Origin of the sequence: Pseudomonas sp. WC2, assembly GCF_050586545.1 — a bacterium.
Lineage (GTDB): Bacteria > Pseudomonadota > Gammaproteobacteria > Pseudomonadales > Pseudomonadaceae > Aquipseudomonas.
Map to the genome: position 1 here is coordinate 227,298 of NZ_JBOBDR010000009.1, position 10,513 is coordinate 237,810.

8 protein-coding genes are annotated in these 10,513 nt (G+C 60.1%); 2 read left to right on the forward strand and 6 right to left on the reverse strand.

The features are described 5' to 3' along the window. Positions 1 to 28: 28 nt before the first annotated feature. The 6 genes from ACQ4OE_RS13735 to ACQ4OE_RS13760 all read right to left on the reverse strand — a co-directional run bounded on the left by ACQ4OE_RS13735 (position 29) and on the right by ACQ4OE_RS13760 (position 9,286). Entirely contained in the window at positions 29 to 667 is a 639-nt protein-coding gene (locus ACQ4OE_RS13735) for a lysoplasmalogenase (RefSeq protein ID WP_430946936.1), read from the reverse strand. A gap of 2 nt (positions 668 to 669) precedes the next feature. Then, positions 670 to 1,062: a protease inhibitor I42 family protein gene (locus ACQ4OE_RS13740; protein ID WP_122589936.1), complete on the reverse strand. Its 393-nt coding sequence runs from the start codon at positions 1,060 to 1,062 to the stop codon at positions 670 to 672. Between the two features lie 207 nt (positions 1,063 to 1,269). Beyond that, positions 1,270 to 3,687: an endopeptidase La gene (gene lon, locus ACQ4OE_RS13745; protein WP_430946937.1), complete on the reverse strand. Its 2,418-nt coding sequence runs from the start codon at positions 3,685 to 3,687 to the stop codon at positions 1,270 to 1,272. Between the two features lie 759 nt (positions 3,688 to 4,446). Further along, a complete protein-coding gene (locus tag ACQ4OE_RS13750) occupies positions 4,447 to 4,815 on the reverse strand; it encodes a DUF6124 family protein (RefSeq protein WP_158960974.1) in 369 nt (122 codons plus the stop codon). A gap of 542 nt (positions 4,816 to 5,357) precedes the next feature. After that, positions 5,358 to 7,766: a glucose/quinate/shikimate family membrane-bound PQQ-dependent dehydrogenase gene (locus ACQ4OE_RS13755; RefSeq protein WP_122589931.1), complete on the reverse strand. Its 2,409-nt coding sequence runs from the start codon at positions 7,764 to 7,766 to the stop codon at positions 5,358 to 5,360. Positions 7,767 to 7,924: 158 nt separating this feature from the next. After that, entirely contained in the window at positions 7,925 to 9,286 is a 1,362-nt protein-coding gene (locus ACQ4OE_RS13760; protein WP_430946938.1) for a carbohydrate porin, read from the reverse strand. A gap of 300 nt (positions 9,287 to 9,586) precedes the next feature. Here ACQ4OE_RS13760 and ACQ4OE_RS13765 point away from each other — a divergent pair, with 300 nt between their 5' ends. Together ACQ4OE_RS13765 and ACQ4OE_RS13770 are read left to right on the forward strand one after the other, a co-directional pair. Continuing rightward, the gene (locus ACQ4OE_RS13765) at positions 9,587 to 9,817 is read left to right on the forward strand and encodes a VF530 family DNA-binding protein (protein WP_007916799.1); all 231 of its coding nucleotides are present in this window, start codon (positions 9,587 to 9,589) and stop codon (positions 9,815 to 9,817) included. 1 nt (position 9,818) lies between these two features. Continuing rightward, positions 9,819 to 10,457, forward strand: a complete 639-nt coding sequence (locus ACQ4OE_RS13770) for a Pr6Pr family membrane protein (RefSeq protein ID WP_430946939.1) — start codon at positions 9,819 to 9,821, stop codon at positions 10,455 to 10,457. Positions 10,458 to 10,513 lie beyond the last annotated feature (56 nt).

Consider the following 10,513-nt stretch of genomic DNA (forward strand, 5'->3'; position numbering starts at 1 on the left):
ATCGTTCCCACGCAGAGCGTGGGAACGATCAGATCCGTTTGGTCTGAGAGAACGCGGAGGCGGCGATACCCCATTGGCCCAGCCAGTAGCTGAGGATGATGACGTACGGCGCGGCATGGAATGGCGATACAAAGCGATCAATGCCGATCACGCTGTCCGAAAACACAAACGCCACTGCACCGCCGGCCGCCAGTAGAGCCGAACGTTTGGGCACATCGGTGCCGAGGCGGGCGAGGGCGCGCCAGAGCATCGCGCTGATTGCCGCGCCATAGATGATCACCGGAACCAGTAAAGGCCCGAGGCCGCTGGAAATCAGCAGACCCAGCAGCACCGCACCAACGCCAAGGGCAAGCACCAACGGCACAATCGCCAGACGCTTGCAGTCACTCAGATAAGCCTTCAGATACGCCAGATGGGCAATCAGAAACGCGCCGAGGCCAAACACGAACAAATCCACCGGCCACGCCAGCAGTACATCACCGAGCAGCGAGAAAATCAGACCGAGGCTGATCCAGCGGCGATACTCGCTGGGCGGCGCATCATGCAACCAGCCGAGCAACGCCAGCACCGGCAGCGGTTTGACCAACAGGCAGAGCATCGCCGCATGGGTGCTGACCCCGTAGAGAAAGGTCACCGCGCCCATCAACGCGAGAATCAGCCAACCCACGATCAGTTCACCGAAATCGCGCAGTCGAAGGTTTCCACCGGCAACACTTCCGGTGCCCACGGTTGTTGCGAGGTCAGACGCAGACGTCCGGTGCCGGGAGCAAATGCCTGGAAACGCCACGTGGAAATCCCCGCCGAGCCGACCACGCCGGCATCTTCAGGATTGCTGTAAACCTCGGGACTGAGGGCGCGCAGGACACCGCCAGCAGAATCCTGAATGGCCCAGCGATAGCCGGTGGTTGGGTTGCTTGGCAGCGTCACGATGAGGTTTTGCCCGTTGGTGAGTTTCACCGGGCATTCGCTTTGTTTTTCCACGGTCACGTTATGTTTCGGTTGCGTGGCGCAGGCGGCCAGCAAAGAAAGGGCGAGGGGGACAAACAGGCGAGTGGGGGACATAGGCTCAGCAGCTCCGGGGGTTCACGACGAACGGCGAGCATAACTGAAGATGAGACAAAGTGTGACAGTCAGGGTGTCTGTGCCGACGCCTTCGCGAGCAGGCTCGCTCCTACAGTGGTCAGCGGTGTCCACAATTTCTGTGTTCACTGCTAACCCTGTGGGAGCGAGCCTGCTCGCGAAAGCGGTAGAGCCGGCGCTACCGAATTATCAGAACAGCACCTTCGCCACGTCCGCGAACTTCTTGGCGAAATGCACAGTAATCCCTTCCTTCAGATAATCCGGCAATTCCTCGAAATTACCCCGGTTCGGCTCCGGCAAAATCAGCTCGAAAATCTTCTGCCGCCGCGCCGCGATCACCTTCTCGCGCACCCCGCCAATCGGCAGTACGTGCCCGGTCAACGTCAGTTCGCCGGTCATCGCCACGCCTTTCTTCGGCGGCTGGTTACGCGCGAGGGAGAGCAGGGCGCTGGCCATGGTTACGCCGGCGCTCGGGCCGTCTTTCGGTGTCGCGCCTTCCGGCACGTGCAGGTGGACGAAGGCTTCGTCGAAGAACTTCGCGTCACCGCCGAATTGTTTCAGGTGCGAGCTGACGTAGCTGTAGGCAATCTCCGCCGACTCCTTCATCACATCTCCCAGTTGCCCGGTGAGTTTGAAGCCGCGATTGAGCGTGTGAATCCGCGTGGCCTCGATCGGCAAGGTCGCGCCGCCCATGCTGGTCCAGGCCAGACCGGTGATGACGCCAGTACCGGACAGCACTTGTTCGTTGCGGAACACCGGATGGCCCAGCGACGCTTCGAGGTCTTTCGGCCCGAGTTTGATTACTGCTTTCGGATCGTCGATCAGCTTCATCACCGCTTTGCGCACCAGTTTGCCCATCTGTTTTTCCAGCTGGCGCACGCCGGCTTCACGGGCGTAACCGTCGATCAAGGCTTTGAGCGCAGTGTCGCTGATGCTCAGGCTGCCCTTGGACACGCCGGCCTTTTCCAGCAGTTTTGGCCACAGGTGACGCTTGGCGATGGCGACTTTTTCTTCAGTGATGTAGCCCGACAGGCGAATCACTTCCATCCGGTCCAGCAGCGGGCCGGGGATTGAATCGAGCGTGTTGGCGGTGCAGACGAAGAGGACTTTCGACAAGTCCATGCGCAGGTCAAGGTAGTGGTCGAGGAATTCGACGTTCTGCTCCGGATCGAGGGTTTCCAGCAGCGCCGAGGCCGGGTCGCCCTGGTAGCTCTGGCCCATCTTGTCGATCTCGTCGAGCATGATCACCGGGTTCATCACTTCGACGTCCTTCAACGCCTGCACCAGTTTGCCCGGTTGCGCGCCAATGTAGGTGCGGCGATGGCCCTTGATCTCGGCTTCGTCGCGCATGCCACCGAGGCTGAAACGATAGAACGGCCGGCCAAGGGATTCGGCGATGGATTTGCCGACGCTGGTTTTACCCACGCCCGGCGGGCCGACCAGCAGCACGATGGAACCGCTGATTTCGCCTTTATAAGCACCGACGGCGAGGAATTCGAGGATGCGGTCCTTGATGTCATCGAGGCCGGCGTGGTGTTTGTCGAGGATTTTGCGCGCGTGCTTGAGGTCGAGTTTGTCCTCGCCGTAGACGCCCCACGGCACCGAGGTCGCCCAGTCGAGGTAGTTGCGGGTGACCGCGTACTCGGGCGAGCCGGTCTCGAGGATCGACAGCTTGTTCATCTCTTCTTCGAGTCGTTTCTGCACCTGCGCCGGCAGGACTTTGCCTTCCAGACGTTGTTCGAACTGTTCGAGGTCGGCGCTGCGGTCGTCCTTGGTCAGGCCAAGTTCCTGCTGGATCACCTTGAGTTGTTCCTTGAGGAAGAACTCGCGCTGATGCTCGCCGATCTTGCGGTTAACTTCTGCAGAAATTTCTTTTTGCAGGCGCGCGACTTCGACTTCCTTGCGCAGCATCGGCAGGACTTTTTCCATGCGCTTGAGCATCGGCACGCAGTCGAGCACTTCCTGCAGCTCAGGGCCGGTGGCGGAGGTCAGGGCGGCGGCGAAGTCGGTCAGCGGCGACGGGTCGTTGGGGCTGAAGCGGTTGAGGTAGTTTTTCAGTTCTTCGCTGTACAGCGGGTTGAGCGGCAGCAGTTCCTTGATCGCGTTGATCAGCGCCATGCCGTAGGCCTTGACCTCGTCGGTCGGCTCGGTGGGCTGGTGCGGGTATTCGACTTCAACCAGATACGGTGGGCGGTGGTGTTTGAGCCAGGTTTTGATGCGCACGCGGCTCAGGCCCTGAGCGACGAATTGCAGTTTGCCGTTCTCGCGGCTGGCGTGGTGGACTTTGACCAGGGTGCCGTATTGCGGCAGGGCGCCGGTGTCGAAGTGGCGCGGGTCTTCCTGGGGCGTGTCCATGAAGAACAGGGCCAGGGAGTGGTGTTCGGATTTGCTGACCAGTTCGAGGGTTTCGGCCCAGGGTTCTTCGTTGACGATGACCGGCAGGACTTGCGCCGGGAAGAACGGGCGGTTGTGGATCGGGATGATGTAGACCTTGTCCGGCAGGTTCTGGCCGGGCAGGGCGAGGCCTTTGCCGGAGGCGGTGTGTTCGATGTGTTCTGCTTCGGTGTAGTCGTCGGGGTTTTCCGGGAATTCTTGCTGGTCGCTCATGGGGCACCTGCGCAATGGAGTATGGGTCTTAGATGGGGCAGGCTTGGGGTGGTTTCAATGGTGGGGGATGTTTCTGCTTATGTGTTCAGGGTTTTGACAGGGGTCAGGCTTTGGGCTTGGCGGCCTTTGGGCCGACCAGGCTGTTGGGTTGTTTTGTGTGAATATCCGTTTTTTTGGGTGTTGCGGCTGGCGGTTTCGCCCTTACGGCGACTCACTTTTTTGACAAACGCCTCAAAAAAGTAAGCAAAAAAACGCTTGCTCCTACGTTCGGCCCGCTCGCTGGGGCTCGGGGTTCCTTCGCTCCGGGACCGATCCGGGCGCAGCGCCTACGGTTTGCTTCGCTGCACCTCCTCTCGCTGTGTTTGGCTGCGCCAAACGGTCGCTGCGCTCCCACCCCCGGATCAATCCCTCCACTCAGCCTTCCGACGTCGCCCGTGGATCAAGATCAAAAGCAGTACTCGAGCTTGCGCTCATTGTTTTGAGTGGGGCGGCTTTGCCGCATGCGGTGTTTGCAAATCGAGACTGTGAGCTGGCTTGCCAGCGATGGCGGCCTTTGGGCCGACCAGTCTCTGACTGAATGCACTCGATTTACTGGTGGGAGTTAGCCCTGCTGGCGACAGCGGCATTCGGGCCGACCATTCTTTAACTGATTTCCCCATTTTAATTGTGGGAGCGAGCTTGCTCGCGAATGCGGTGTGTCAGGCACCCTCAATGTTGAAGGTGCAGAAGCCTTCGCGAGCAGGCTCGTTCCCTCGAGGTTCAGTGCTGGGGCTGGCGGGTTTCGACGTTATCCAGCACTTGGTTCACCGCGAGTTCGGCGAGCATGATGATTTGCTGGATCGCCAGGATGGTGTGGCGCTGCGGTGGGTCGACGTAAGCCGCGATATCGCTGGTCATGATGCTGGCGGAGGCGAGGGATTCGCAGGCGTGGGCCAACAGGGTTTCATTGTCCTGGTTCGGGGTGACCTGGAACAGGGTGCTGGGTTTGTGGAAGCGCAGGGTTAAGGCGTTGGGTTTGAGGTAGTGGTCGAGAGCGCGTTCGGCGGCGTCGTGGAGTTTCTTTGAGCCGGGAAATTCGTAGGGGGTGGTGTCGTCGATTTCGGGCGGATTGGGTGTTGGTTTGATCATGGTGAAGCTCCGAATGATAAGTGGGGCTGTCACTCTCAATCACCGCGACGCGACAGAGGGTGGCAGCTGTACGCAGGTTCGCGGACCGAGCCATTCGGCAATCTCGGCATACCCGAAGGTATCCCGCGCACAGCCACCATCAAACCAAACAACCAGCACCTGAGCGCTCCTGTTTGGGTCGGCGATTATGCATCAAATCGAATGAACTGCTCGGGCCGCGACGCCCGTTCGCTGAATTTGCAGCGACCCCCCGAGCCTATCCACCTGATTTCCGAGGCACAACCGACGCGACCTGTCGGAAAACTCCGCGCAATCGTCAGCATCTGTAGGACGGGCAAATTTCCCACAGATCACGCATCTCAACCTGTGGGAGCGAGCTTGCTCGCGAAAGCGGTATATCAGGCACCATTAATGTTGAATGTGCTGACGCCTTCGCGAGCAAGCTCGCTCCAGCAGGCTTCTCCAGCAGATTCGAAAATCGGCGTGCACAAAAAAGGCGATGTCCCTCTCGAGACATCGCCTTCTGCAACTACCGGTAAAACTTATTCCGACAGTTTGTACGCAATCACATAGTCACCTTGCTTGGTGCCCAGCGAGCCGTGACCGCCTGCAACAACGAGCACGTATTGCTTGCCGTCCTTGCCGGTGTAGGTCATCGGTGTGGTTTGCGCGCCTGCTGGCAGGCGGCCTTCCCACAGTTGCTTGCCGTTTTTCACGTCGTAAGCACGCAGGTACTGGTCGAGGGTGCCGCTCAGGAACGCGACGCCGCCGGCAGTGGTGAAGGTGCCGCCCAGGCTAGGTACGCCCATGCTCAGCGGGATCGGAACCGGCGAGCTGTCACGCACGGTGCCGTTCTTGTGCATCCAGATGGTTTTGCTGGTGGTCAGGTCGACCGCTGCAACATAACCCCACGCTGGCGCCTGGCACGGCAGGCCCATTGGCGACAACAGAGCCTCGAGGACTACGCCGTATGGCGCGCCTTTGTTTGGCTGGACGCCTTCGGTTTCGCTGACGCGTGGACCTTGCTTGGCGATTTCGGCGGCCGGGATCAGTTTCGAACGGAACGCCATGTAGCTTGGGTTGACGAAGGCGATCTGGCGAACCGGGTCGACCGAGATGCCGCCCCAGTCAAACACGCCGAAGTTGCCTGGATAAACGATCGAGCCTTGCAGCGATGGCGGGGTGAATGGGCCGTCATAGCGCAGGGACTTGAAGTCGATCCGGCAGAGCATCTGGTCGAATGGGGTTACGCCCCACATGTCGCGTTCTTTGAGTGGCGGCGGCATGAAGTTGAGGTCGGATTTCGGTTGGGTCGGCGAAGTGTGGTCGCCTTCCACTGCGCCTTGCGGCACCGGAATCTCGTTGATTGGCACGATGGCCTTGCCGGTGCTGCGATCCAGTACGTAGATGCTGCCCTGCTTGGTCGACGCCAATACCGCAGGCTTCACGCCGTCAGCGGTTTTGATGTCCATCACGGTCGGTTGACCGCCGACGTCCATGTCCCACAGGTCATGGTGGGTGAACTGGAAGTTCCAGCGCACTTTACCGGTGGCGATGTCCAGCGCGGTCAGGCCGGCTGCGTGCAATTCCGATTCAGGGGTACGCGCGCCACCGAACTGGTCCGGGGTCTGGTTGCCCATCGGCAGGTAAAGCATGCCGAGTTTTTCGTCGACCGCGAACATCGACCACATGTTGGGCGAGTTGCGGGTGTAGGTCTTGCCTTCGGCAATCGGCGCGGTGTCGTCCGGGTTGCCGCTGTCCCAGTTCCACACCAGTTTGCCGGTGTGTACGTCGAACGCGCGGATCACGCCGCTCGGCTCGTCGGTGGAAACGTTGTCGGTGACGTGGCCACCAATCACCACCAAGTCTTTGGTGACCGCTGGAGGCGAAGTCGAGTAGTAGCCACCGGCGTTGAAGCCGCCGATGTTGGCAGACAGGTCAACCTGGCCTTTGTCGCCGAAGTCTTCGCACATTTTGCCGGTGTCGGCGTTCAGGGCGATCAGACGGGTGTCGGCGGTTGGCAGGAAGATGCGGCGCGGGCAAGCGCTGGCCGGGGCCGGGCTGGCCGAACCGGTCGGGCTCTGCTCGGAGGCGTAGACGGCGTCGTCGTGGTAAGTCACGCCACGGCAGGTCATGTGCGCCCAGCCTTTGAAGTTGGCCGCGTTCTGCGTGCTCAGCTTCGGATCGAAACGCCAGATTTCCTTGCCCGAATCCGGATCAAGGGCAATCACCTGGCTGTGCGGCGTGCACACGTAGAGCATGCCGTTGACTTTCAGCGGGGTGTTTTCAGCAGTGGTTTCGCCCGGATCGTTCGGCCCCGGGATGTCGCCAGTGCGGTAGGTCCACGCTGGCACCAGTTTGCTCACGTTGGCCGGAGTGATCTGGGCCAGTGGCGAGTAACGGTCACCGTGGGCGCTGCGGCCGTAGGAATTCCAGTCACCGTCCGGCATGGCCGGGGCAGTGTTGGTCATGCCGTCGACGCTGTCGCGATCCAGTTGGCCTTTGATTTCACCCGGGTTGGTGAATTGGCTGGCCAGTGCAGTGAGGCCGGCCAGAACCACGGCCACGCTCAGGGCGCCGGTGCCCATCGGGGCTGGACCGTTGAGCAGCAGCGGGCGGCGGAACCATGGCAGCAACATCACCAGACCCAGCGCGAACAGCATGGCCAGACGCGGCACTAGTTGCCACCAGTCCAGACCGACTTCCCACAGTGCCCAGACAGTGCTGGCGAACAGCACGATGGCGTACACGCCCAATGCTGCGCGACGGCGCATCAGCAACAGGATGCCGCTCAGCGCAATGCCGATACCGGCCAGCAGGTAATACAACGAGCCGCCGAGCATGCTCAGCTTGATTCCCCCGGCCAGCATGGCCAGGCCCATCAGTAGAAGCAGAATGCCGAGCAGGCTCGGTAGCAAACGGCCCCGACTCGAAGCACTTTCGGTGCTCATAGTGTGATTCTCCGTGACGTTTTATGTAGTCCCGCGCTGTAGTCACTGTAGATGACGATTGGGCGCGGGCATGGTTCAGATAAAAACTTGTCTAGCTAACGAATTTCATGAATCCCCCTGTGGAAGCTGGCAGGCAGCTCCCACAGGTATGTGGTTCTTTAGAACGAAGACTGGATCTTGATCCCGCCGATCAGGGCGTCGTCGACGTCATTCACGCCACCGGGGTGGCGGATGTATTGCAGGTTCGGGCGTACGGTCAGCCAGTTGGTCACGTGCACGCCGTAGTACAGCTCGGCGCTGTATTCGGTGTCTTGCGGCGGCAGGAACGACGGATCGTCGTAGTCGTAAACCGCGTGGGCCTGATTGCTGGCCTCGGCGTTTTTGCGGAAGGCCGGGTTGACGTGTACGCGGGCGAGGGCGAAACCGATGTCATCCTTGGCGCGCGCGTCGAACGGGCCTTTGTAGGTGATGCCGGCCTGCACGTAGTTGTCGATCGCGTTGGTTTTCTTGTCGTGCATCGTGCCGTTGGCGAACACGCTCAGGCCGCGATTGTTGTCGCTGGCAACGCTGGTGATCTGCTGCTGGATGCCCAGCCACACGCCATGTTTGCTCGACGCACTGCGGTAGGCCTCGCCGCTGAGGGCTGCCGGTTGGCCGTTCTGATCTTTATAAGCGTCGGTGGCCTTGGCGTTGCTGTAGTAATAACCGGCGCGGTATTCGCCCGGCAGACCATTGAGCTTCGGTGTCCACACCAGTTCGATCGGCAGGATCGCGCCCTGGGTGCCGCTGCCGCTCAGCTTGAAGCCGTTGCCACGGTCGAGGTTCGACGGGTTCTGCTCATAGGCGCCGACCTGCGCGTACAGCTCTGGGGTCAGGTGATATTTGACGCGCAGCGCCCATTGGCTGACCGGCCAGTTGTACCAGATGCCACCGACCCAGTTGCCGACCTGCGAGCCGCAGAACGCCAGGTTCTGGAAGTCGCACGGGAAGCTGTTGAAGTCTTCGCCTTCGCCGAAACGCCCGACCTTGATGTCGAGTTTCTGATCGAAGAATTTCTGCTGATACCACATCTGCGTCAGGCGCGTGGTCTGGCCACGGCCCCAGACTTCCTGGGCGGAAGTGAAGCCGCCAACGCGCGGATCGTTGATGCGATCGTTGCTGATGTTGTTGCCGCTGCGCTTGGTGATGGTCAGTTGAAACTCGGCATCGTCCCAGCCGAGGATCTTTTGCAGATCGAGGTGCGTGCCCAGACCGAACTGATCGCTGTAACGCGCGGTGCGGTCATGGTCGTAACCGCCGTGCAGGTTGCTGCCCATTTCGCCGGTGTAATCGAGCTTGAAGTCGTAGCCTTGTTCCGAGAGTTCGGTGCGCGTGCCGTTCCAGTCACCGAGCATGTACGGTGATTCGCTGTCGAACGCGGGAGCCGCTTGTGCGCAAGTGGCGAGGCCGAGGACGGTGCAGCCGCCAAGGGTGCGCAGGGTGGAGATAGCGCTGTCTCGGGAGAAGGAAAAATCGGGCATGGCTAAGTCTTTTTTTGATGTTTTTCGAGTGCGAGCTGAGCGCTTCAATATGTCGCAGGCAGTGAAGCGATTCAGCGGAAGGGCGGCAGGATAATGATCTGTTACAAAAAGACAAAGGCCTTTTGCAGACATGCAGCATTTCGCAATCGGTAACAGTGCGGCAAACGGGCGCATTGTGGGCCGGGTCGTGGCCTGCGATCTTCTCAGGTTGGCCTACATTTTAAGGTAGGCCTTCCACCCGATCACCCCCTCGGCTAAGGTGCGCGGCTTCCGCATTTTCACTTCGCCCAAAGGCCTGGCATGAACGAACAAACCCCCGATCCGCTGCACGGCGTCACCCTTGAACAGATCCTCAATGCACTGGTGAGCCATTACGAATGGTCGGGGCTGGCCGAGCGCATCGATATTCGTTGCTTCAAGAGCGATCCGAGCATCAAGTCGAGCCTGACGTTTCTGCGCAAAACTCCGTGGGCGCGGGAGAAGGTCGAGCGTTTGTACGTGAAGTTGATGCGCACCAAGCGACCGCTTTGAGATGGACGCCGTATGGCGGCGACGCCTGATCACCTGCGCTGCAGTATTGGGCTGGGCGGGGTTGGGGATTCAGCTCTATCTGATTTTCTTCGCACGTTTGAGCGTCGGTGCCAGCCTGTTGGGCGGATTGGTGAGTTTTTTCAGCTACTTCACGATTTTGACCAACACGCTGGTGGCGACGGTGCTGACTTGTGCCGTGACTCATCGTGAATCCGCTGCACGCCGCTGGTTCTTGCAGCCGTGGGTCAGTAGCGGGATTGCTGTGAGCATTGCCGTGGTTGGCTTGGCCTACAGCGTGTTGCTGCGGCATTTGTGGCACCCGGAAGGTTGGCAGTTTCTCGCCGATGAATTGCTGCACGACGTAATGCCGCTGCTGTTTCTGGGCTATTGGTGGTTGTGCGTGCCCAAGGGCACATTGCGCTGGTGGCATCTGCCGGTGTGGCTGATTTATCCGCTGGTGTATTTCATCTACGCCTTGCTGCGCGGGCATTTGCTCGGCGCGTATGCGTATCCGTTCATTGATGTGGCCGTGTTGGGTTATCCACAGGTGCTGATCAATGCCGGGGGGATATTGGTGGGGTTTGTGGTGATTGGGTTGTCGGTCATCGGCTTGGACCGCTGGCGGCCAGTACGAAGTTAAAGTTCATGTGGGAGCGGGGATGTTTTTTGACGTGTTTTTTTCTTTTCCCCTGGTGT